The following is a 23,411-nucleotide window of genomic DNA, read 5'->3' as shown; positions in this document are numbered from 1 at the left end:
GCCCATGAGAGAAAAGAATAATAAAAAAAGACCCTAATTTTTTAATTGGGTCATTAAAGCAAGCATCATATTCACCATATTGAGTTGGTTCTGAAAACGGTCTACTTTCTGAGGAAAAGTTTGGCCGTAAAACGTTTTTGACGCTTCTTCAAACTCTTTTAAGGCATACGGTTCTCTACTTAACCTTCGATACCAAACAGGCTGATTCCTTAGAAATATCACAAGATCTTGACGATTGGCTAAAAACTCCTGTACTTCCTCACGCATCGCAAGCCCTCCTAGTCATGTCGAAACGGAAAAGGTGAATGAGACTGGTTGTATGGAGGAGGCTTTGGTTTAGAACGAAATTGTGATAACACTTCTTGAATGGAATAAACAGCGCCGCTAAATTGCTCAATGCCTTTTTGAACCTCTTCAAAGTTCATTTGTTTAATGGCACCGAGCATACTCCCAATACCTTTTTCACTTGGAACTTCACGTTCTTCTTCCTGATCATCTTCCTCATACCAACTTGAATCTTCTTCACCAAAAAGCATCCACTCCTCAAACAACTCTTGAAGCGTTTTTTCCTTCTGCTTCACTTTTTTCAACACGTGAGGATGAGCTTTGACGAATGTTTTAAATTCCTGAACTTTTTGACTTCCTTTTTCCTTTGCTTCAGGCAAATTCGCCACCTCCATTTCAATCAAAACTTAATGGTCTTACTACATCATAATTAGACTTTTAACAATTGTGCGCCTATTTATTGGGGAATGCGACCATTACTGGTAAACTGGAATGGCAGGTAATTCTTGAAAAGGATTGATTCTTATTATGGACACTCAACTACATCAGCTTTTCTCCAATATTTTAGAAGAAGCAAGCGAACAAGAAAAACAATCTCTTCTATTCTTATTAGAAGGAGTGAAAAAGAAGCAGACAGATGACTATAAAACCTATTTGGCAGGATTTATGGGAATAAAGAGCAAACTTCTCGATGAGGATACATACGAAAGCATCATTCCTGTTAGGCAGCTCGTTCATAATCCATTAAAAATGGTACATGGTGGCATCACGGCATCCTTAATCGATATTGCGATGGGCTCGCTCGTTCACCAATCGCTCCCATCTAATCAAGCAGCAGTAACTTCAGAGATGAACATCCACTTTTTATCTAAAGGCGAAGGGAATGAATTAAGATGCCGCTCTCATATCGTTTTTAAAAGCGATACTAGGTGGGTCGTAAAAGCAAACGTTTATCGTGATGATGAAACCATTGTTGCCACAGCCACCGGTAATTTCATGGTTATTCCTAGAAAGGTTTAATAAAATTTTGTGTATAATAGTCTCGGAAAACGCCAACTCCAATTTCAGTGAATTCTTCGTTGAGAAGCGCTTCACGATGCCCTTTACTGTTTAACCATCCAATCATCGCAGCCCCTGCATCAGGATATCTAGCTGCGATGTTTTCTCCAGCATAACTATACAGCACGTCCCCTTGTTTTAATCGGTCAGAAAGCTCTCCTTCAGATGGAGATGTATGCGAAAAATAACTGTTCTCTTCCATATCTTTACTATGACCTAACGCCACGTTTGCCACTTCATCGTTATAACCAAGTGGTTTCTTGTCTGAAAGGTTACGAAGGACATTTGTCATGGCATAGATTTGCTTTTCCATTCCCGCCTGGACGTCCTGCCATTCTTCTCCTGACAATTTCTCCGGCTCTAGCAATTCACCACGATAAGATACAGCATAGGGTCTTTGTTTGACCAGCACACCTGGCTCTGCAATTCGAACTGCCCGTAAACTTCCATTAAATTTATCGAAATAATACTGAGCATATAAGTTGTCATGGATGGAAACTAAAGGTTTGAGCTGCTGTTCTTCTTTTGTAAGCTGAAAACGATAATCGTAGGTGTCTACTTTTACTGGAACTTGCTCAAGTGGTTTCTCTTCAGTAAAAACAGCTGCTGCCTGTTCCCCCATTGGATATCGTTCACCGGCATCTACATCTCCCATAAAAAAGATCGTAACCACTCGATTGTCTTCCACTCCAACTTGGAGATAGGCAGAATTGGACTGTTCATAAATCCACCAATCATAACCGTATGAGCTTGGGTCAATACGGTCAGGCTCACCAAGATTGGATTCTATCGTCTCAACCCCTTGCCCAACCCACTTTTCAACACCTGTTAATTCAGGCAACGGTTCATCTTTTTTAATGGCTTGCTTCTCTGAACTTTTTATTGTGTCTTCTAACACGAATTTCTCTTCATTAATGATTCGTTCTGCTTCTGAGCCAATTTGACTCCATTCGATTTTCTCGTAAACGTTTATTCCTATAACGATTACGACAATCAACAAAGCGAACCGAATGAGATTTTTCATATTCCAGTCGCCTCCATTTCGTTGTATCTATTATGCCTTATCCCTTGTAAAAACTGCAATGATTTCACTGATTCAAGTCTCAGTCAAGACGTGATCTGGCGTATTTCTTGCTAACAACAAAAAAAGAAGAGCTCCCCGGCTCTTCTTTTTATGCGTTCATTTTTTCTTTTAATTGGAAGTAAGAAACAATGCCGACAAAGCGCTCTCCATCTAATACAATTACTTCAGTCAGGCGCGACTCATTCATGAGATCGGCAGCTTGTTCTGGTTTCATATCGGGTGAAAGGGTCATTGATGGTTTTTCTACGAGTTCTTCTACTTTTGTCATTCCTGCCTGATTATCTGCAAATCCGCCAACAGCTATGGCACGATCCGTTACAATTCCTACAAGGTTTTCACCGTCACAGACGGGAACGATTGTAACATTTTCCTTCTTCATAATAGCAGCTGCTTCTGCTACACTATCTGAAGGTTTTGCAGGAGTCACATGTTGTGCCAAATCTCCAACTGAAACCATGCTTCTTTGGAGCGCTGAACCTAGTTGGTCACGAAGGATTTCCAATTTCTTATAGCACGTGTTTAGAATTGTTTCTGGGAACTCTTCATCATACTCTACGCCATGAGGGTAGTAGTGCTTTCCAAGATAAGGCTTGCCTAGTTTGATAACGGCATACGAAGATTCAACCATGCCTTCAATTGCTACACCAGGTACTCGAAGGTAGTAGACATCTCCATTCGTCATATCCTCAAATTTATAATCGTATGTAACACGTTCATAATCCCACTGTCCAGCAAGAACTAAACCGTTTTCATGCATGATGTGATCAAGAATCGAAAATTGAACGATCGTCGATTCAAGACCAGTTTTATCAAATTTCATAATTCGTTTGCCTCCTTTGTAATTCACAACATGTTCACTCTTTAATAATAGTATAACGTGCACTGTAGTTGCAATGTTTACTTGGTTTAATACCCTTTATTACTCCTTTTTTAGCATGTCCAAAGGAAGCGATGTCAAACGAAGTTATTTCAAGGACGATTATTATTTTTTCTTCTGGTCAAACTACGATTGAAAGGAGATGATCATTTGAAAAAAACAATCCCATTTTTACTCGTATTTCTGCTCGTAACGACGCTATTTATTCCAGATGTAGCACATGGTCAAACTACATATACCGTGAGATCTGGAGATACTTTATGGAAAATTTCAAAACGCTATAAAATTGGTCTTACCGAAATAATTAGTGCAAATCCACAATTTGAAAATCCAGACCTGATTTATCCTGGAGATCAAGTAAACGTGCCGACGGCTAATCCCTCAATCGAAAAATCAAAAGATGTCGGAAAACAAGTAATGGATTTAACGAATAAAGAACGTGCGAAAAATGGTCTCTCGCCTTTAACCTGGAATTGGCAAGTTGCCAGAGTAGCCAGATATAAGTCAGCTGATATGAGAGATAAAAATTATTTCTCTCATCAATCTCCAACTTACGGTTCTCCATTTTCCATGCTTAAAGATTTTGGCGTGTCCTATAGAAGCGCTGGCGAAAACATCGCTGCCGGACAAGCTACTCCTGAAGAAGTGGTAAAGGCGTGGATGAATAGTGAAGGGCATCGAAAAAACATTTTAAATCCCGGGTATACTCAGATTGGCGTAGGATACGTCAATGGTGGTTCATACGGACATTATTGGACACAAATGTTCATTTCAAAGTAAGGAATAGAAAACTCCCTCCACCTATGGAGGGAGTTTTCTATTCTTCATCTGCTTGTATAGATAAGCTTGAAACAACTACGTTAACCTCGTCGACTTGTAATCCAGTCATTTTTTCAACATCATTTTTGATTCTCTCCTGTAGGACAAAACAGGTATATGGGATAATCTCGCCAAAGTCAATCGCTATTTCTACCTTTAACGCTAATCCGCCATCTTCATGAATATTATCATACTGAAAAGAGGAACGCTTTCCTTTTCCAACCATCTTTCTCAGCGTTTTTTTTACTAAATGCACGCCTTCTGTTTCCTTGATCGCAACTTCTAAAATGAAATCGATCACGCTTTCTGAGATGGTCAGGCTTCCTTGATGTAGTGACTTTCTCATGATGTTCCTTCCCCCCTCTAGCCTTCTCTTTTACTACTATATGAGTGAGAGAAAATGAATTATTCGTCAAATAATTCATTTCTCTCTACTGGTAAAGCGTATAAGTCCGTACTATAATAGAGAAAGATGGTTTGACTTAGAAAGGAGAACAAGATTGCCGAAGTTCCTCACAAAACGATTCTTACTTATTTTATTGGTCATTGCGCTTTTAGCAGTGCTTGCTTTCTGGATCTTACCCGTCTCTATACCTCTTATTCTCGCGTTTCTCAGTGCTCTTGCCCTAGATCCAGCTGTTAAACTGATTCAAAAGAATACGAAGCTGAAGCGGTATTTTCCAGTTATTATTGTGTTCACCTTATTTGTTATCCTCATTGCATTATTAGGCTATTTTCTCATAACAAAGGTTATTACCGAAGGAATAGCGTTAGTCGAAAACTCCCCACTGTACATACAAAATATTACTCAGATGTGGGATAGCATGGAATCGAATATGGAAGCCGTATCAAAAAGTTTCCCACCTGAATTTGTTCAGGAATTCACCAATCAAGTTGATCGATTCCTCGAAAATACGAAGAATACAATCAGCAGCATTGATTATCTGAAAATCATTACCATCATTGTGACAGGTATCCCAAATTACTTAGTCAGTATTCTCGTTTACTTAATTGCCCTCTTCTTATTTTTAATGGACTTACCAAGACTTAAGAAGAAATCTTATTCTTATTTATCTGAACAAACGGCAGAGAAAGTACAATTTATGACGAGTCGTTTGTCTTACGTGATTTTTGGTTTTTTTAAAGCCCAGTTTCTTGTAAGTATCATTATTTTTGTTGTTAGTTTAATTGGCTTGTTATTCATTACACCAAAAGTGGCCCTTTTAATGGCTTTTATTATATGGGTTATCGACTTCATACCAATCATCGGTTCTATTGTTATTCTTGGTCCCTGGGCCATTTATTATCTCCTAACAGGCGACATTGCAACAGGAAGTCAAATGGCGATCCTAGCCGTCGTACTGCTTGTTATTCGTAGAACAGTTGAACCAAAAGTAATGGGTCGACACATTGGACTTTCTCCTTTGTCTACGCTAATTTCAATGTATATTGGCTTAAAACTTCTTGGTATTATGGGCTTTATTATTGGACCGATTCTTCTCATTGCCTTTAATTCAGCAAGAGAAGCGGGGCTAATAAAAATTAATTTCAAAGTTTAATCAAAAGCGCAGCGTTTGCTGCGCTTTTTCTTGTTCAAAAAAGAAGCTGTTCAATGTGAACAGCTTCTAAGTAAATTACCAAATCATGCCCATTAACGCGACGACACAAGTCCCAGCGACGAATACTCCGAAGAATATTCCCCAAGCAGGATACTGATGCCCTTTGTGACTTAAGTGCATGAACATATAAAGTTGGAATACCAGTTGGATACCAGCCAGAATCATGATGAAAACAACGGTGAAAGCATCTGAGATCGCATCGCTAGCTACCGCAACGAACGCAATCATCGTTAGGAAAATCATCATGGCAAAGGAAACAATTTGTTGCTTAAATTCCTTTTCATGAGCAATCTTGTGATGAATGTCGAGATGACTTTGGTCGTGCTCTGACAGTGTATCGTGACCTTCATGATGTGCCATTTAATTAACCCACCTTTCCCATTAGGTAAACGACTGTAAAGATGAAAATCCATACAACATCGATAAAGTGCCAGTAAAGCGCAAAGAGATAAAATTTAGGTGCCGTATAGAGATCCATTCCTCTTCTTAAATTACGAATAATCAAAAGCGTAATCCAGGAAATCCCCATAAATACGTGAGCTCCGTGAGTTCCTACTAGCGTGTAGAAAGCAGATCCCCATGCGCTACTTTTAATGGTATGACCATATTCATGTACATAGTGGTTAAACTCATAAATCTCTAGTCCAAGAAACCCAAGTCCTAGAAGTCCAGTCACCACAAACCAACCAATCATACGCTTAAAATGATTTGTTTTAAGAGCCATTGTTGCAAATACGGATGTTAAACTACTTGTTAAAAGCAACATTGTAGCAATAAAGACAAGTGGAAGTTCAAATAGTTCATTTGCTGTAACTCCACCGTTTGTTGCATTTCTTAATCCTAAGTATACCCCAAATAGCGAGGCGAAAAGCACGGTTTCGCCTCCAAGGAAGAACCAGAAACCTAGAAATTTATTTTTACCTTCTAGCGTAGCCCGTTCCGGATTGGCAGGCAACTTAGTCATTGCTTCGTTCGATTTCATTTGTCTTCCCTCCCTTCAGCAGGCAGGTCTTCTTTATGGATATGATATCCATGGTAATCAATAACTGAACGTAAAATCATTGATAGAGCTGCAAGAGCGAGCCCTCCAATTGCAAGCACCCAATTTGAATAAATGGCAGAAAGTGCTGCAGTAAATAATCCTAGTGATAATAGGACAGGTAAAATAGATGAGTCAGGCATATGAATATCATCCAAAGGTTCAGCTGCAACCATTTGTGTATTACCTGCACGTTTTTCTAACCACCATGCATCAAGTCCACGAACAAGTGGCGTTTGAGCAAAGTTATATTCTGGAGCAGGAGATGAAATCGCCCATTCAAGCGTACGACCATCCCACGGATCGTTTCCAGCTTTTTTCCCTTTAACGGAAGTTTGGATGATGTTCCAAACCATTATGATTGTTGCAAGACCCATTAGAAAGGCTCCCATTGTTGCTGCAAAGTTTGCCTCGTCAAGACTTTGACCAGAAAGATACGTATACACTCGACGCGGCATTCCCATAAGACCTAAGAAGTGCATCGGGAAGAATGTAAGGTGGAAGCCAATAAAGAATAACCAGAAATGAAGCTTTCCAAGAAATTCGTTTAGAACCGTTCCGAAAATTTTTGGCCACCAGTAATACATACCAGCAAAGAGACCAAACACAACCCCGCCAACGATAACGTAGTGGAAGTGAGCAACTACGAAATAACTGTCATGGTATTGATAGTCAGCAGGTGGCACACTTAGCATGACCCCTGTCATCCCACCAAGTACGAATGAAGGAATAAATCCTACAGCGAAAAGGTTAGCTGTTGGGAAACTTACCTTTCCTCCCCACATAGTGAAAAGCCAGTTAAAGATCTTTACCCCAGTAGGCACAGCAATTAACATCGTTGCCACCGCAAAGATGGAGTTTGCAATTGGTCCAAGTCCAACCGTAAACATATGGTGAACCCATACCATGAAACCTAAGAAACCAATGAGCGCTGTTGCGAAAACCATTGCAGAATAACCGAATAGGCGCTTTCGTGCAAACGTTGCAATGATTTCTGAGAACATTCCGAAAGCGGGAAGTACAAGAATGTAAACTTCCGGGTGCCCGAAGATCCAGAAAAGATGTTCATAGATAATTGGATTCCCACCGGCTTCAGCTGCAAAGAACTGAGAACCAAACAAACGATCAAACATAAGAAGCGCAAGACCAATTGTTAGTGCAGGGAAAGCGAAAAGAATAAGACCAGATGTAATAAAACTTGACCATGTGAACAGAGGCATCCGCATAAATGTCATACCTGGTGCTCGCATGTTAATGATCGTAACTAGGAAGTTAATTCCCCCAATTAACGTTCCAATACCTGAAATCTGTAGTCCAAGAACATAAAAGTCAACCCCGTTCCCTGGACTAGTTGTTGATAGTGGAGCATATCCGGTCCAACCTGCATCCGGAGCGCCACCGAGGAACCAACCAAGATTGAGTAGAATCCCGCCTGCTGTAAATAACCAAAAACCTAGTGAATTCACAAATGGGAATGCTACATCTCGTGCCCCAATTTGGAGCGGAACAATGGCATTCATAAACCCAAATATAAGCGGCATGGCTGCCAAGAAAATCATTGTCGTCCCGTGCATCGTAAGTAGCTGATTAAATGTTTCAGCTCCGACGAAATCAAATTCCGGGTAAAGCAACTGCACCCGCAGTAAGATTGCTTCTAAACCACCGATTAGAAAGAAGAAAGCACCGGAAGCGAGATAGAGAATCCCGATCTTCTTATGGTCAACGGTAGTAAGCCAATCCCATACAGGATTTTTCTTTTTATAAGCATGTGCTGACACGAATGAAACCTCCTTATTTCCGATGACTATTCTTCAACTTTTAGTCCTTGTAAATAAACTACTAAAGCATCAAGCTCTTCATCATTTAACTGGTCACCAAATGCAGGCATGTTATTACCTGGTTTGAATTCTGATGGATTGCTGATCCAGTTTTTAATGTTCTTGTCTGTGTGATCCAGAACACCAGCAACTCTTTCGCGATCTCCAAAGTTCGTTAAGTTTGGACCAGTGTTACCGCCTTCACTACCTACAGCGTGACATCCAATACAGCTGTTTGCGAAGATTTCTTCCCCTTGAGCTGCTTGGTCAGAAGCTGCTTGTGATCCAGCTTCTTTCATGCTTTTTGCCCATGCTTCAAAGTCTTCTTTTTCTTGAGCGATTACTTTAAAGTCCATCAATGCGTGTGATGGCCCACATAGCTCAGCACATTTACCATAATATGTACCAGGTTCCTGAGCATTTAGCCACATTTTGTTCTCTGTAGCTGTGTTCGTATCCATTTTCCCACCTAGAGTTGGTACCCAAAATGAATGCGTCACGTCTTTTGAAACGAGTTCAAAATAAACTCTCTCCCCGGTTGGAATATGTAAATCTTGAGAAGTTTTCACTTCAAGATCTGGATATTCAAATTCCCACCAGTATTGGTGTGCGGTTACCTTGATAACGGTTGCATCTTTAGGTACTTTTTCAGTCCCTTCATCCAATGCGAACGTCGTCATAACGGTAGGTACAGCAAGGATCAAAAGAAGAATAATCGGGACAACTGTCCACAGAATCTCAAGAACTACGTTTCCTTCCGTTTGCTCTGGAATTTCATTGTCGCTTTCACCACGTCGTCTAAAACGAACAAGCACAACTGTATAAATGAGTGCTACTACAACGAAAACCCCGATCATGATGTAAAGGCTTAACATCATGAGATTAAATTGCATTTCAGCCCCTTCTCCCTTAGGGAGCATAGCTGTTAGCTGTTCGTTCCCGCAACCCGTAAGCGCTAACGCAATTACCGATAGCAGTGGTAAAAAACGCCAAACATTTCTCCAACGTTTCATTTGCACCTTAAACCTCACTTTCATAATAGCTTTTACTCAAAATTGAGTTATAGGAAGACAAGGAGGGCATCCCTACCCACCTTGTCTGACCATACATAATGAACCTTTTAAGGGTTAATATTTACTGCAATCATGACAATAAATAGGATTGTAATATAATTGAGCGAGTATACAAACATAATTCGCGCCCATTTTATATCATCCTTCATAAAAAATCCTGCTATTCCTATTGCAAGCCAACCGAAGCCAAGAATGGAGGCAACGGTAATGTATACAGGACCAAAGCTGTAAAGCAAAAGTGAAACTGGCACTAGCGCAGCCGTATACAATACAATTTGGCGCTTGGTCATTGGAAATCCTGCTACAACAGGTAACATTGGAATGCCTGCATCTCGGTAATCATCAACCCGCTTCATAGCGAGTGCAAGGAAATGAGGCGGCTGCCAGATAAACATAATTAAGAACATGCCCCAAGCAACTGGGCTTAAGTTCGGATCGATGGCTGCCCAACCAATAAGTGGTGGAAGTGCACCTGAAAACGAACCAACCACCGTATTTAATGAAGTTGTCCGCTTTGTCCACATTGTATAAAGCACAACGTAAATCACAAGCCCCAGTAGACCTAACAGTGCGGCCATCGGTTCAACGATGAGCAACATAATGGTACCCACTATGGCTAGCCCGAGACCTACGAATAATACCTGGTTTGCAGGTATTTTACCAGTTACAGAGGGACGAGTATTCGTTCTGGCCATCACCTGATCAATATCCCGGTCAATGTAGTTATTTAACGATGTTCCCCCGGCAACAACAAAAGCTGTTCCCAACATCGTGAGAATAAGAACCATTGGATTCCCGAATAAATCAAATCCTGCCGCAACTGACGCAACCCATAAACCAGTAAATGCCGTAATTAAGTTGTCAAATACAATTCCTAATTTCGTAAGGGTTAAGAAGTCTTTCCATGTACCAGTAGGATTTGCCTCTGATAGTGGACCTGGTTCCATAACCCGATTTGAAGCTTCATAAGCCGTTCTCGCTTTACTCAATCTACACACCTCCTTTTACAATCAACTGAAGTACATCAGTTTCTCTGTCAATCTTGGTAGACAATCTTATTAGAAGACTGTGTAAGCCCTGTTTGTTATATGCTATCACGATTACCCCTCCAGGTTTCTTCCATACTGTTAAGGAAAATGTAAATCAATCTTCACATCTTACTATTATATCTTGCTAACAGCTATGGTAAGATAATGTTGGTTTTGTGAAAGGAAGCAGTATCCGCAATCCTTATCCATTATAAACGAATCTAATTGTTTTGTATACGTCGTTTCGTAATGGTTCATCCTTTCATTCGTACAATGATGTCGTATCCTTTCACACTTTCATTGTACTATGGTTTCCACACAATTAGATAAGAAGGTGTTATTTGTGAATAAATTGTTGAAATTGTTCGGGATTCTAACCTCGTTCGGCATGCTACTTGTTCTTTTAATGGGAGCAGTTGTGACGAAAACAGGTTCAGGTGACGGTTGTGGTAACTCCTGGCCACTCTGCTATGGAAAGGTTCTACCTGAGGCACCACAGATTGAAACGATTATTGAAGTAAGTCACAGGATGGTTTCAGCAGCTCTTGGTCTCCTAGTGATTATTCTGGCGATTTGGACATGGAGAAAAATTGGAGATCTGCGAGAAACAAAATTTCTAGCGATTGCTTCCGTATTTTTAATTGTCTTTCAGGGATTGCTCGGCGCTGCTGCTGTTGTTTGGGGGCAGTCAGATATTATCCTTGCTTCCCACTTTGGTTTTTCACTAGCTAGTTTTGCAAGTGTCGTTCTCTTAACCATTCTCGTATTTGAAGCTTCTGGTGAAAAAAAGACGCCTTTTGTACCTAAACGAATTCGCATTCATTTATATGCGATCACCATTTATTCTTATATTGTGGTATATACTGGCGCACTAGTCCGCCATACAGGTGCTAGCATGGCATGTGACAATGTCCCTTTTTGTACGGATGGTCAACTGCTCGCTTTTTCTGGACCACAAGGAATTCAAATGTTACACCGGTCGGCGGCTGTTTTCATTTTTGTATGGTTGCTTTACATCCTAATCATTGGATTAAAAGAATTTAAATCTAAAGGCACAATGCGTACCGGCCTTATTGTTGCTTTTATCTTTATTTGTTTACAAGCTTTGAGCGGTATGCTTGTTGTCGTTTCAAATTTAAATTTATTCCTTGCCCTTTTCCATGGACTTTTTATTTCCGGGCTCTTTACCGTACTACTCTACCTTGTCATGCTTTCTCTTCGCAGTGGCAGACAATAGAAAAAAAGCTGCGCAAAAATGCGCAGCTTTTTCTATTCGTTCATTTCCAACAATAAATCTCCTGATTCAATACCCTCACCATTTGCTACATGAATATGTTCGACAATTCCACTTCGAGGAGCCTGAACTGTTGTTTCCATTTTCATGGCTTCTGTAATCATGAGATGATCGCCTTTATTTACTCTCTCACCTTTTTCAACAAGTACCTTTATGACTGTTCCTGGCATTGTTGCTCCAATATGGTTCGCATTGGTGCGATCTGCTTTTGGCTTAGCAGCTATCGCTGTCTTAATGTTTTCATCTTTAATCACAACTTCACGTGGTTGGCCATTCAATTCAAAGTAAAGCGTACGCTTCCCTTCTATGTTTGGCTCTCCAATGGATACTAACTTCACAATTAGTGTTTTCCCCTGTTCAATCTCCACCTCGATCTCTTCCCCAAGACGCATACCATATAGGAAGGTTGGTGTATCAAGAACAGAAACATCTCCAAACATTTCCTGAACTTCTTCATATTCTAAATAAACCTTCGGATAAAGCGCATAGGAGATAAGATCATGACTTGTGACTTGACGATTTAATTTATGGTAAAGCGTTTCTTTCAGATCTGTAAAATGAACAGGTTCGAGCAGTTCACCTGGCCGCGTCGTAATGGGCTCTCTCCCTTTTAAGATGATTTGTTGAAGCTCTTTTGGAAAACCTTGATACGGTTGTCCTAGGAAGCCCTGAAATAGCTCAACAACGGAATCAGGAAAATCAAGCGTTTCACCACGTTCATAAATGTCATCCTCAGTTAAACTATTTTGAACCATGTAAAGTGCCATATCACCAACAACTTTTGAAGATGGTGTGACCTTAACAATATCACCAAACATTTCATTCACTCTTCGGTACATCCGCTTAACTTCATCCCAACGTTCTCCTAAACCAACGCCCTTTGCCTGTTGCTGAAGATTACTATATTGTCCGCCTGGCATTTCATGCTCATACACTTCGGTGTGCGGAGCTGTCATGCCGCTTTCAAAGCCGCTATAGTATTTACGCGTATCCTCCCAGTAATGAGACAATTGCTCTAACGCTTGAATATCAATGTCAGGCTGCCTTTCTGAACCATCGAGTGCATAATATAAGGAATTGGCACTCGGTTGAGACGTTAACCCTGCCATTGAGCTTACAGCTACATCTACAATATCCACGCCTGCCTCGATGGCCTTTGCATAAGTATAGATTCCATTACCGCTCGTATCGTGTGTATGAAGATGGATCGGAATCGAAACGGTCTCTTTCAACGTTGATATAAGTTCATAAGCAGCGTGTGGTTTAAGGAGCCCAGCCATGTCTTTTATGCCAAGAATATGGGCTCCAGCTTGTTCTAGCTCTTTAGCAAGCTCTTGATAATAGCTTAGATTATACTTTGATTTAGATGGATTAGAAATATCGCCCGTGTAACAAATCGATGCCTCAGCTATCTTTCCTGTTTCACGAACCGCTTCAATGGCTTTAGTCATTCCTTCTACCCAGTTCAAACTGTCAAATATCCGGAAGACGTCAATACCAGCATCTGCAGACTTTTGAACAAATTCACGAATTAAGTTATCTGGATAGTTTTTATATCCAACAGCATTGGATGCGCGTAGTAACATTTGGAACATAACGTTCGGTACTTGCTTTCTCAGTTTTATTAAGCGATCCCACGGATCTTCTTTAAGATAGCGTAACGAAACGTCAAACGTTGCTCCGCCCCACATTTCCATTGAAAATAAATTTGGCGTCATTCGAGCTGTTGGGCCAGCAATATGAAGTAAATCTGTTGTACGCATTCTTGTGGCTAAAAGTGATTGATGTCCGTCTCGGAACGTCGTATCAGTTAGAAGCGTCTTCTTCTGATCTTTCACCCATTGTACAAGGCCCTCTGCGCCTTCTTCATCTAAAATTTGCTTAGTTCCTCGAGTGATTTCTTCACTATATTTTAAATGTGGCACCCTTCGTTTTGAAAATGCTGGTTTTTTCTTTTTATCAAGACCTGGAAATCCATTAACTGTAATATTCCCAATATAAGACAGCATTTTCGTTCCGCGGTCCTTTCGTTTCGGAAAAACAAACAACTCTGGAGATGAATCAATAAATGACGTATCATAAACGCCAGTTCGAAAGTTCTCGTGTTTCATCACATTTTCAAGAAAGGCAATATTCGTTTTAATTCCTCTAATCCGGAATTCTTTTAAGTTTCTGACCATTTTAGAAGAAGCATGGTCAAAACTTAATGCCCACGTTGATAGCTTAACAAGCAATGAATCATAATAGGGTGTGATAACCGCGCCCTGATAAGCATTCCCTGCATCAAGACGTACACCAAAGCCACCACCTGATCGATAAGCCATAAGCTTTCCAGTGTCTGGCATAAAATTGTTTTCTGGATCTTCTGTTGTAACACGACATTGAATAGCATAGCCATGACAGTCAATCGCTTCCTGCACAGGAATACCAAGACGCTCACTATGTATATGTTCGCCTTCTGCAATCATAATTTGTGATTGCACAATATCAATTCCCGTAATCATTTCTGTAATGGTATGCTCAACCTGCACACGAGGATTCACTTCAATAAAATAAAACTCTCCCGTTTGATTTACAAGGAATTCAACTGTTCCAGCGTTCACATATTGGACATTTTCCATCAGTTTCACGGCCGCTTCACAAATTTCTTTCCTGGAATCTTCACTTAACGAAACGCTTGGTGCAACCTCAACGACTTTTTGATGGCGACGCTGAACAGAGCAGTCTCTTTCATAAAGGTGAATCGTGTTTCCATGCTTATCTCCAAGGATTTGCACTTCAATATGCTTAGGATTTTCCACAAATTTCTCAACATAAATGTCATCTGCTCCAAAAGCTGCCTTCGCTTCTGATTTAGCACGATCATACGCGTCCGCAAGTGCTTCCTGACTTCGCACAATTCGCATCCCTCTTCCCCCGCCGCCGAGTGCGGCTTTTATCATGAGAGGGTAGCCATTTTCTTCAGCAAACACTTTCACTTCATCTAGATCATGGACAGGACCATCAGTTCCGGGAATAACCGGAAGACCTGCTAAAATGGCTTGCTTTCTCGCCTCCACCTTATCTCCAAACATTCTCAAGTGTTCAAGCTCTGGACCAATAAAGATCATGCCTTCTTCTTGACAGCGTTTGGCAAACTGAAGATTTTCAGAAAGAAAGCCGTAACCTGGATGGATGGCATCAATATTGTTTGTTTTGGCAATTTCAATAATACCTTCAATATCCAAATATGCATCAATAGGCTTTTTATCTTCACCTACAAGATACGCTTCATCTGCTTTATAGCGATGATAGGAACCACTGTCTTCTTTGGAGTAAATCGCGACGGTTCGAATGTTTAACTCTGTACAGGCGCGAAAAATACGAATAGCGATTTCCCCGCGGTTAGCAACAAGAATTTTTGAAATAGCTGTCATCCTAATTCCTCCTTAAGCTAAAGCTCCATTTGAACGCTACTTTCTTTGTTGATATAGCCAGTTTTTTGCTCTTTTCTTATATTTACAAACGCAGAAACGTTTATTAATATCCCTACTGATATCATAAGTAAAATTAATGATGAGCCTCCATAACTAATAAACGGAAGAGGAACGCCTGTAACCGGTAACCAGCCAGTAATAGCCCCGAGGTTTACAGCTGTTTGAACACCAATCATTCCAGAAATTCCAATCGCTAACAGACTGCCAAAAGTATCCTTACATCTGATTCCAATAACGAAGCCTTTAAAGACGATATAGCCTAACAAGCCTATGACAAATACGACCCCTAATAGCCCTAGCTCTTCAGCGACGATCGCCATAATAAAATCTGTGTGAGGCTCAGGAAGAAAACCGTATTTCTGTATACTTTGACCAAATCCTTGCCCTGTAACCCCACCAGATGCTATCGCAATATAAGAGTTAATCAGATGGAAACCGCTATCCTCTGGATCTGAAAATGGATCATACGCTCCTGTGAATCTAGAGGCTTGTTCAGGTGAAAGGGACATCCATGCAAGGCCGAATACGATGCCACCTATAATGATGAGGCCAAAAATATGGCTCCACTTCATACCAGAGCAAAAAATCACAATGCCAGAAGTTAAGGCAATAATCATCGCTGTACCAAGGTCAGGCTGTGATGCAACTAATGCAAAAATCAAGCCAATTACGAGAAGTGGCGGCATAGCTCCTCTTACAAAATTAGAAATATAAGCCTGCTTTTTTGAGTAAATGGCAGCCAGATAAATAATTAATCCGAGTTTAACAAACTCCGATGGCTGGAAGCTAAAGGAGCCGATTTCAATCCAACTCTGAGCATTATTCGTTGTAGAACCAATTACTTTTACAAGTAATAGAGAAATAACGGACAATCCAAGGATGGGTACAATAAACTTCCGATAAGCTTTATATGGGAAGATCATTGCAAGAACAAACATAATAAGGGAAGCAGCTAGCCAAATCATTTGCCTATTAAAGAAATAAGCACTATTTGTCTCATGCCTCATAACCGCCCATACCATGCTTGCACTATACACCATCACAAGTCCAAATCCACACAAAAGTAATACACTAATGATTAACGAGTAATCATAATGCTTAAATAATTTTTTAATCATAGACGTCATCCTACCTGTTTATTTTCTCTTAAGAAGTTTGTATCCGCTCAAAGTTAGCTTTAAATGATTGTTTCCTGATTAAAGGGCTCCAACATCCTGCGGATTTAAACGCTCGTCTCCGCTTTTCGAAGTATGTATAGGTTTCGATGGTTTTTGTTTGAAACCTGCCTGTCCAATAAAAATTAAGTTTTTTTGATGATGGCTCTGAGGATGGTCCAACCGTCTGATTCTTTTCCTAACAGTTTGAAAGGAATGAGATTCGTTAATCCAAGCCATAGGTTAAAATATAGTATCCAAATTGTGATCGATGGCTGGTACGGAAAGAGAAATGTGAGGGCAGCTATGATTAAGTTAACGAGCGGCCCAGCTATGGCAATGGCTATTTTTCCATAGACTTTTTCAGGTGGTGAACTGATAGTCATTCCTCCTACAAAATAGAAGGCGTTAACGACTACTTCTCCTCTTGAATGTTTCCATGTTAAGATCCTTGGCCCGAATCCAAGATGGAGTTTCACACTGGCGGAAGTAAAGATGTTTGCTGCCAGCGTATGACCTGCTTCGTGCAATAACAAGCTGATGGGAGCAATGATCAGGAGCACCATGAGCAAATCATTCATACGTATCTACTCCTACAATCTTCTGAATTCTTTCATAACCTACTCGTATTCTATCATATTTTCTTTTTATTATCGGAAATTTATGTGTCGTTTATATAGGGCATAGACCAGCATCACTGAATACCTCTTCAATTAAACGGAAAGCTTTTACGAAAAAACAAAAAGCTCAAACTATCCACGATAGTTTGAGCTTTCATTATTTCCTCATACTAGCTTCATGAAGAGCTGAAAGCTGACGCTCAAGTGACTCAAGCAATTCTTTTCCATCCTCTTCGTTTACCAATCCAAGACGAACCGCGAAGTCAATTTCGCGAGATAAACCAAACATTTGCGTATCTAGAACCTCTTCATACAGAGGACACTGAGGCATCGTTAAATTCTCCATTTGAACTTCGATAAGTTTTAGGATCTTATGAGCATCAGCCTTTAACAGCTCATATGCTTTTTCACGATGTCCTGTTGCCATACCAGTTGACAAATCTGATCCCTCCGTTCCCTTTCCCATTCCTTCTCTTATCATAAAAGGAATATAAAAAAATTGCAAGAAAAAGCAGAGTAAACGCAACCATGTTTAGAAAATACTAAGTCCGTATTGTGAAGATAAATTTTCAAGAAGCTTATTTCCTGCAATACTATTTCCTTTTGCGTCAAGAGGTGGACTGTACACGCCTATCCCCATTTCATTAGGTACTAGACTTAAAATCCCACCTGAAACGCCACTTTTTGCAGGTATGGCCACATTAATAGCAAATTCACCTGAAGCGTTGTACATACCACACGTCACCATAAAGGTTTTGACAATTCTCGCAATGTATCTAGGAATAATGCGTCGCTCTGTTTCAGGATCCCTGCCTTCATTCGCTAAAACCATTCCAATCCTTGCTAAATCTTTACAATTCACTTCTATTGCGCACTGCTTTGTGTAGGCTTCAAGAAGCATTTCTACATCGTCATCAATGATTCCATGTTGCTTCATGAAATAGCTTAAGGCTCGGTTAAGGTTTGCAGACTCATATTCTGAGTCTGCTACTTCCATATTAATTCCGATGCTTGAGTTATTGGTCATGTCATGAATCAGCTGCAAAATACGTCCAACTTTTTCTTCAACAGAACTTCCGTGAATCATATTAGTCACCACCAATGCCCCAGCATTAATCATCGGATTAAGAGGTTTTGATGGCACCATTGTCTCAAGCTTCGCAATTGAATTAAATGGATCTCCCGTCGGTTCCATTCCGACTCTCGAAAAAACGTGATCCTCTCCTGCGTCCATAATGGCAAGAGCTAACGTCAGAACTTTAGAGATGCTCTGTAGCGTGAAGGTTTCCGCCACATCACCCGCAGACAAGCACCCTTCTTCTTTAGAGTAAATGGCTATGGCGAGTTTATCAGGCTCAGCCTTTGCTAGAGCTGGAATGTAGTCCGCTACTTTCCCATCCTTCGTATAAGGTTTGCTTCGCCTAACTAGTTCTACTAATTCTTCTTCTGTACGACATCTCATATAAAATCCTCCCGCTCGTAACAAATTGACTCTCACCCTACTGTTCCCCAAATGTGACAAATGCAAGCATAACCGGTATACTTGGTTTGCAAAAGATTTTGATAGCGGGGTGTATTAGATGGAAACGATTCTACCCATAAAGGGGAAAGTCAATTACGCCATTACCTTAGATGCAAGCGTATGGATTTTTGATGATCGCAAGATTGAACTGGATGAATTTTTGAAATTTGACGATTCGAACAAAAAGAATGAGAACGATTACATCCGCACTCAGGCAGAGCGGTGGGAAAGAGAACGCACTGGGATTAAACCTCCCGTTAACAAAAGCATTAAACGTTTCGAGAAAGAACGCGTACTAACTGGGAGCTTTGTTATTCCGTTACAACCGTTTCTCTCAAATGCTGAACCCGAAAGTGACAGGGTTCAACTTGAATCGAAGGATGGTCAGCAGCATGTTTTATCGTTAGAAGAAGCGATGAACGGCTTTCTTCGCTTTTCTAAAGACGGAAAGCCGCTCAGAGAGGATGGGCCGACCCATTTCTATTTTGGAGACGGTTCTAACGCTTCTGAACCTGTTAAAAACGTTTCAGCCATCACAGTCATTTAAAGGAGATCAGCTGCAATTCGGGCAAGTAAAGATCGCTCACCTTTTTCGAGCTTAACATGTCCGCTGAGCGGCTGATCTTTAAATTTTTCTACTACATAAGTAAGTCCATTTGTGTATTCATCTAAATAAGGGTGATCGATTTGCTGTGGATCTCCGAGAAGAACGATCTTACTTCCCTCTCCCACTCTTGTTAAAATGGTTTTCACTTCATGCTTCGTTAAGTTCTGCGCCTCATCGATAATAATATATTGATCAGGTAAACTTCTACCTCGAATATACGTCAGTGCTTCTACTTGAATGGAACCGATTCCCGATAAGATCTTTTCAAGTTCACCTGTTTTTTTAACATTAAACAGATACTCCAAATTATCATAAATAGGCTGCATCCAGGGCCGTAACTTCTCTTCTTTTTCACCCGGTAAAAAACCAATATCTTTCCCAACAGGGACAATAGGCCTTGCAATAAAAAGCTTCTTATATCGATTCATATCTTCTGTTTGCATTAAACCCGCCGCCATTGCAAGAAGCGTCTTCCCTGTCCCCGCCTTCCCTACTAAAGTAACGAGAGGGATATCATTTCGGATAAGCAGATCTAATGCCATTCTTTGCTGGACGTTCCTTGGACCGATCCCCCACATATACTCTGTTTCCATCGCTGTTTTTTCAATTCTTTTTCCGTTTTTATCCACTTTCCCGATGCCAGAAGAGGATGCCTGTACAGGATCTTTAAGAATCACATACTGATTCGGATATAAAGGTCTCCCCTTTAATTTCTTAACATCAATAAAATGTTGCTCAAAAAATTGATTCAATAGTTCTGAATCAACATACCTTTCTTCATATCCTGTGTATATTTGATTAAACTCAACAACTCGGTCGGTTAAAAAATCCTCCGCCTGTATTCCCATCGCATCTGCTTTAACTCGAACTAACGCATCCTTGCTAACGAGAATGACGGTCCGTCCTGATTTTAATTTTCCCTCTTCTAAAAATAAATTTAACGCTACAGCTAGAATACGATTGTCATTGGTTTTTTCAACAAATTTATCTTGTAAATATTGAAATGATCGATGGTTGAGTTCGATTCGAAGCGTCCCTCCATTTTCTAAAGGGATCGACTCATGAAGCTTCCCTCTTTCACGGAAACCATCAATCATACGAGAAACTTGCCTTGCATTTCTCCCAATTTCATCCATATACCTTTTCTTTGAATCCACTTCCTCTAATACGACTGCCGGAATGACAATTTCATTCGTATCAAACGAATAAATCGCATTTGGATCCTGGAGTAACACGTTAGTATCTAGGACGTAAACCTTATCCAACACTTCGCCTCCTGACCAAATTTAAATTGCTATAACAGGTACGAAAAACAGTTGGGACTATCTACGTTTTCTATAATCTATGAACGGGTGTATAAAGTTAGACGGTTATTCAGAAAATAATTAACAAACTGCAGTGATTTGTTTCTAATCGCTCAATACGGAGGTAATCGATTTGAAAATAATGCGATGGAGTATCGCCCTTTTTCTTCTTGTAGCATGTCAGGCAAATGATGAACCTGTTGCTGAAAAAAAGGAGCAAACAGAGCGAGTACAATATGTAAAGCAGTCTGTGCGCACGCCTAAAAATGAAAAATTATCAGCTACAGAGATCTCAGAACATCTCGTTACAGTTGCAAAGCAGGTTCCTGATGTAAATGATGCCACTGCGATTGTTACTGGGAAATATGCAGTGGTTGGCATTGATGTCAATCAAAAGCTCGATCGCTCTCGTGTTAGCTCAATCAAATACACGGTCGCAGAAGCGCTTCAAAAAGATCCTTACGGGGCAAATGCCGTGATAACAGCCGATGCGGACACGACTTACCGGTTAAAACAGATGGCCACTGAAATTAAACGAGGACATCCTATAGGGGGGATTATGGAAGAGCTCGCAGATATCGTCGGTCGATTAATGCCTGAAGTACCTTCCACCCCAAATAAGTCTGAACCAGAGCCGGTACGCTCAAATGACAAGCAGCTACCTGGAACAAAAGAGAAAGAATTAAAACAGCAGCAGGAAAAGCAAGATTTGGATAGGTAAATCGACGCTAACTAAAAAAACTTGAGCTTAACGGCTCAAGTCTTTTTTTAGTTCCGCCATAACCGAACGGTCTAACTTAGCGGCTGCTTCTGGATCATAAATCTTTTCATAGGCAGGCTCAACCGACATTTTCGCACCATAAAACATGACATCCCGGACTTCTTGAATGGAAAGTTTATACTTCGTCAGCTTAAGTGGGACGTTTTCCATCTTTTCTTCTATCAAAGAAGCTTTTCCATTGATCGCATACGTGCTTTCATTTCCAATTAGCGTTATAGAAATTTGATCATTCCCCTTGATGTTGGATACAATCCTCGATTTTTGATCGACTGCAAACACAATCGATTGATCATCCACCGCATACAACCAGGAAATAGCACTTACATTTGGCCCTTTTGTTTCGTGATCAATTGTTGAAAGAAGAACATATTGCTCCCTTTTAAGAAGTGTTAGAAGATCATTTGATAGCGAACCGTCTACTTTATTTGGCATATCTTTTCCCTCCAATTAATTCCTTTAATCTAACGCATTATACTGCAAAGGATCCGTTTATTCGTGCTATACTAACAACATGGAATGAGAGGTGTTAACAATGCGTGTCAAATGTGTCCTATGTGATAAAATAGAAAAAATTGAAAGCGGTAGTCCACTAGCTAAAAAACTACGCAACAGGCCGATTCACACTTATATGTGCGACACCTGTGATGAGCGAATCGAAACGCGCACGAAAGAACGTAAAGATACGGGGAATTTCAAGCTGTTTCATCAGGATGAAACAAACGATGAGTGGTAAAATCAAGTCTGGTCTTTTTGCTGGTGCGATTTCAGGAATTGCTCTTGGATTCCTCCTAAAAGGAATCGAAGCTGTAACAGGAAAGCTTGTATATACGCTTCTACTCAACATTGACTTCGTACCAGTTATCGGGCAGATTAACTGGCCAGAATGGATTGAATTCGGTTTTCACCTTTTCATTTCTTTGATCATCGGTGTTGTATACAGTATTGGCAGCTCACGATACTTTTTTCATCAACGAAAAGCACAGGCGATTTTTGCTTTCGTCTTAACGCTACCCACCGTTTTTCTATACTTTCCTCTCACGTACCTAGCAATCAAGCCAACTCCGGGCTTATGGGATTTTACAGCCATATCCTACTGGACGCTCGGACATTTGATTTATGCAGCGATATTGTTTGGTGCCTATAAGGGTAAACATAACTTTGATTAAGAAAGACGTGCCGCGAGCACGTCTTTCTTTTACTGATGATTATATTTCGGTTCATTTTCAATCGAAGCTAACAACGCTTCGATCAGCTCTACAGGAAATTTCTTTGAATCTTCTTCTCCATTTTGACGATAGCGTACAACGTAATAGCCTTGTGACACTTCCACATTCAAATTCGACAACTGATGATCTTCCTTTAATATTTCATGAAAGAATTCGTACGTATCTTGAGCCGCCTGATCGCCTTTCCTTTCGTTGGCCACGACTTTAATACTGAGCCAATTGTACAATGTATCCTGAAGATTCAAAGCTTCCCTCCTTTAACACGTTAGGCTTCTTTTTTCTTCGACTGATTGAGTCGCACCTTATAAATAATTAATACGACAGCGGAAGCCACTAATCCTTCAGCAACAGGCAATCCTATCCCAAAAAAGGTTAATGGAAAACAGCCAATCACTAAAACAGCATAAACAATGACATTCTTAAGGAGCGGAAGTTTTTTAGCAAATCCAAGACGATAGACGATAATACAAAGGAAAACAATAATTGCATAAAGCAAATAAAATCCCAACGTCATATTATCTTCGATGCCAACTAGCTTCGCGAAAAAAGATAAATCTTCAGGTGCAATAGTAGGTTCTGTATTCATTTTTCCACCCCCAGTATAAAAGCATAATAAATGAAGTCATAAATAAAAGTAAACGATTTCTTTACAATTCGAAAAAAATCCTACATAGAGGAAAATTTCGTAAGTATATATAAAAAGCGATTCAAAAGGGATGCCCCTTTT

Annotated in this window: 27 protein-coding genes; 8 read left to right on the top strand and 19 right to left on the bottom strand. The window is 40.3% G+C overall.

Annotation, left to right across the window (positions count from 1 at the left end):
• Positions 1 to 33: 33 nt before the first annotated feature.
• Together PQ511_RS02125 and ylbD are read right to left on the bottom strand one after the other, a co-directional pair.
• The gene (locus tag PQ511_RS02125) at positions 34 to 267 is read right to left on the bottom strand and encodes a YlbE-like family protein (RefSeq protein ID WP_273850295.1); all 234 of its coding nucleotides are present in this window, start codon (positions 265 to 267) and stop codon (positions 34 to 36) included.
• A gap of 11 nt (positions 268 to 278) precedes the next feature.
• Complete coding sequence (gene ylbD, locus PQ511_RS02120; RefSeq protein WP_273850293.1) at positions 279 to 665, bottom strand: spore coat protein YlbD; 387 nt, start codon at positions 663 to 665, stop codon at positions 279 to 281.
• A 148-nt stretch (positions 666 to 813) separates the two neighbouring features.
• On the opposite strand from ylbD, the gene PQ511_RS02115 reads away from it, so the two are divergent.
• Entirely contained in the window at positions 814 to 1,305 is a 492-nt protein-coding gene (locus PQ511_RS02115; protein WP_273850292.1) for a PaaI family thioesterase, read from the top strand.
• Here the strand turns inward: PQ511_RS02115 and PQ511_RS02110 are convergent.
• A complete protein-coding gene (locus PQ511_RS02110) occupies positions 1,292 to 2,368 on the bottom strand; it encodes a CAP domain-containing protein (RefSeq protein ID WP_273850291.1) in 1,077 nt (358 codons plus the stop codon). The genes PQ511_RS02115 and PQ511_RS02110 overlap by 14 nt on opposite strands.
• 148 nt (positions 2,369 to 2,516) lie before the next feature.
• A complete protein-coding gene (locus PQ511_RS23690; RefSeq protein WP_411909160.1) occupies positions 2,517 to 3,248 on the bottom strand; it encodes a YugN family protein in 732 nt (243 codons plus the stop codon).
• 207 nt (positions 3,249 to 3,455) lie between these two features.
• On the opposite strand from PQ511_RS23690, the gene safA reads away from it, so the two are divergent.
• Positions 3,456 to 4,085 (top strand): SafA/ExsA family spore coat assembly protein, encoded by a 630-nt coding sequence (safA, locus tag PQ511_RS02095; protein ID WP_273850290.1) that lies wholly within the window; start codon positions 3,456 to 3,458, stop codon positions 4,083 to 4,085.
• Positions 4,086 to 4,122: 37 nt separating this feature from the next.
• Here safA and PQ511_RS02090 read toward each other — a convergent pair whose 3' ends face one another.
• Positions 4,123 to 4,470, bottom strand: a complete 348-nt coding sequence (locus tag PQ511_RS02090; protein WP_273850289.1) for an Asp23/Gls24 family envelope stress response protein — start codon at positions 4,468 to 4,470, stop codon at positions 4,123 to 4,125.
• Positions 4,471 to 4,624: 154 nt separating this feature from the next.
• Here PQ511_RS02090 and ytvI point away from each other — a divergent pair, with 154 nt between their 5' ends.
• Complete coding sequence (gene ytvI, locus PQ511_RS02085; protein ID WP_273850288.1) at positions 4,625 to 5,683, top strand: sporulation integral membrane protein YtvI; 1,059 nt, start codon at positions 4,625 to 4,627, stop codon at positions 5,681 to 5,683.
• A gap of 75 nt (positions 5,684 to 5,758) precedes the next feature.
• Here the strand turns inward: ytvI and PQ511_RS02080 are convergent, their stop codons facing one another.
• The 5 genes from PQ511_RS02080 to cyoE form a co-directional block, all read right to left on the bottom strand.
• On the bottom strand, positions 5,759 to 6,103 hold the full coding sequence (locus PQ511_RS02080; RefSeq protein WP_273850287.1) for a cytochrome C oxidase subunit IV family protein: 345 nt from the start codon (positions 6,101 to 6,103) through the stop codon (positions 5,759 to 5,761).
• Between the two features lie 4 nt (positions 6,104 to 6,107).
• Positions 6,108 to 6,725 carry a cytochrome c oxidase subunit 3 gene (locus PQ511_RS02075; protein ID WP_273850286.1) on the bottom strand — a complete coding sequence of 206 codons (618 nt, stop codon included), beginning with the start codon at positions 6,723 to 6,725 and terminating at the stop codon, positions 6,108 to 6,110.
• Positions 6,722 to 8,560, bottom strand: coding sequence for a cytochrome c oxidase subunit I (ctaD, locus tag PQ511_RS02070; protein ID WP_273850285.1), 1,839 nt, complete (start codon positions 8,558 to 8,560; stop codon positions 6,722 to 6,724). The genes PQ511_RS02075 and ctaD overlap by 4 nt, the downstream gene beginning before the upstream one ends.
• Positions 8,561 to 8,586: 26 nt before the next feature.
• Positions 8,587 to 9,612: a cytochrome c oxidase subunit II gene (coxB, locus tag PQ511_RS02065; RefSeq protein ID WP_273850616.1), complete on the bottom strand. Its 1,026-nt coding sequence runs from the start codon at positions 9,610 to 9,612 to the stop codon at positions 8,587 to 8,589.
• Between the two features lie 107 nt (positions 9,613 to 9,719).
• A complete protein-coding gene (gene cyoE / locus PQ511_RS02060; RefSeq protein ID WP_226658402.1) occupies positions 9,720 to 10,661 on the bottom strand; it encodes a heme o synthase in 942 nt (313 codons plus the stop codon).
• 382 nt (positions 10,662 to 11,043) lie between these two features.
• On the opposite strand from cyoE, the gene PQ511_RS02055 reads away from it, so the two are divergent.
• Entirely contained in the window at positions 11,044 to 11,937 is an 894-nt protein-coding gene (locus PQ511_RS02055; protein WP_273850284.1) for a COX15/CtaA family protein, read from the top strand.
• A gap of 32 nt (positions 11,938 to 11,969) precedes the next feature.
• On the opposite strand, the gene pyc is transcribed toward PQ511_RS02055, so the two are convergent.
• From pyc to glsA, 5 genes are all read right to left on the bottom strand, one after another.
• Complete coding sequence (gene pyc / locus PQ511_RS02050) at positions 11,970 to 15,410, bottom strand: pyruvate carboxylase (protein WP_273850283.1); 3,441 nt, start codon at positions 15,408 to 15,410, stop codon at positions 11,970 to 11,972.
• 17 nt (positions 15,411 to 15,427) lie between these two features.
• On the bottom strand, positions 15,428 to 16,588 hold the full coding sequence (gene ftsW / locus PQ511_RS02045; protein WP_273850282.1) for a putative lipid II flippase FtsW: 1,161 nt from the start codon (positions 16,586 to 16,588) through the stop codon (positions 15,428 to 15,430).
• A 182-nt stretch (positions 16,589 to 16,770) separates the two neighbouring features.
• Positions 16,771 to 17,205 (bottom strand): site-2 protease family protein, encoded by a 435-nt coding sequence (locus PQ511_RS02040; protein WP_273850281.1) that lies wholly within the window; start codon positions 17,203 to 17,205, stop codon positions 16,771 to 16,773.
• A 196-nt stretch (positions 17,206 to 17,401) separates the two neighbouring features.
• Positions 17,402 to 17,671 (bottom strand): Fpa/YlaN family protein, encoded by a 270-nt coding sequence (locus tag PQ511_RS02035; protein ID WP_098445722.1) that lies wholly within the window; start codon positions 17,669 to 17,671, stop codon positions 17,402 to 17,404.
• 105 nt (positions 17,672 to 17,776) lie between these two features.
• Positions 17,777 to 18,706 carry a glutaminase A gene (gene glsA / locus PQ511_RS02030; protein WP_273850280.1) on the bottom strand — a complete coding sequence of 310 codons (930 nt, stop codon included), beginning with the start codon at positions 18,704 to 18,706 and terminating at the stop codon, positions 17,777 to 17,779.
• 118 nt (positions 18,707 to 18,824) lie between these two features.
• Between glsA and PQ511_RS02025 the strand changes: the two genes are divergently transcribed.
• A complete protein-coding gene (locus PQ511_RS02025; protein ID WP_273850279.1) occupies positions 18,825 to 19,313 on the top strand; it encodes a peptidyl-prolyl cis-trans isomerase in 489 nt (162 codons plus the stop codon).
• Here PQ511_RS02025 and PQ511_RS02020 read toward each other — a convergent pair.
• On the bottom strand, positions 19,310 to 20,638 hold the full coding sequence (locus tag PQ511_RS02020) for a PhoH family protein (protein WP_273850278.1): 1,329 nt from the start codon (positions 20,636 to 20,638) through the stop codon (positions 19,310 to 19,312). The two genes, PQ511_RS02025 and PQ511_RS02020, sit on opposite strands and share 4 nt — an antisense overlap.
• 181 nt (positions 20,639 to 20,819) lie before the next feature.
• Between PQ511_RS02020 and PQ511_RS02015 the strand changes: the two genes are divergently transcribed.
• Entirely contained in the window at positions 20,820 to 21,398 is a 579-nt protein-coding gene (locus tag PQ511_RS02015) for a YhcN/YlaJ family sporulation lipoprotein (protein WP_273850615.1), read from the top strand.
• A 27-nt stretch (positions 21,399 to 21,425) separates the two neighbouring features.
• On the opposite strand, the gene PQ511_RS02010 is transcribed toward PQ511_RS02015, so the two are convergent.
• Positions 21,426 to 21,890, bottom strand: a complete 465-nt coding sequence (locus tag PQ511_RS02010; protein ID WP_273850277.1) for a pyridoxamine 5'-phosphate oxidase family protein — start codon at positions 21,888 to 21,890, stop codon at positions 21,426 to 21,428.
• Between the two features lie 100 nt (positions 21,891 to 21,990).
• Here PQ511_RS02010 and PQ511_RS02005 point away from each other — a divergent pair, with 100 nt between their 5' ends.
• Positions 21,991 to 22,191, top strand: coding sequence for a YlaI family protein (locus tag PQ511_RS02005; RefSeq protein ID WP_224600246.1), 201 nt, complete (start codon positions 21,991 to 21,993; stop codon positions 22,189 to 22,191).
• Positions 22,181 to 22,624, top strand: a complete 444-nt coding sequence (locus PQ511_RS02000) for a hypothetical protein (protein ID WP_273850276.1) — start codon at positions 22,181 to 22,183, stop codon at positions 22,622 to 22,624. The genes PQ511_RS02005 and PQ511_RS02000 overlap by 11 nt, the downstream gene beginning before the upstream one ends.
• A gap of 29 nt (positions 22,625 to 22,653) precedes the next feature.
• Here the strand turns inward: PQ511_RS02000 and PQ511_RS01995 are convergent, their stop codons facing one another.
• Together PQ511_RS01995 and PQ511_RS01990 are read right to left on the bottom strand one after the other, a co-directional pair.
• Complete coding sequence (locus PQ511_RS01995) at positions 22,654 to 22,929, bottom strand: hypothetical protein (protein ID WP_273850275.1); 276 nt, start codon at positions 22,927 to 22,929, stop codon at positions 22,654 to 22,656.
• A 20-nt stretch (positions 22,930 to 22,949) separates the two neighbouring features.
• Positions 22,950 to 23,270 (bottom strand): YlaH-like family protein, encoded by a 321-nt coding sequence (locus PQ511_RS01990; protein ID WP_273850274.1) that lies wholly within the window; start codon positions 23,268 to 23,270, stop codon positions 22,950 to 22,952.
• Positions 23,271 to 23,411 lie beyond the last annotated feature (141 nt).

This window comes from Guptibacillus spartinae (genome assembly GCF_028610625.1).
In the GTDB taxonomy this organism is placed as follows: Bacteria; Bacillota; Bacilli; order Bacillales; family Guptibacillaceae; genus Guptibacillus; species Guptibacillus spartinae.
The sequence above is the reverse complement of the archived record's forward strand: the minus strand, read 5'-3'. Positions and strand labels throughout refer to the sequence as shown.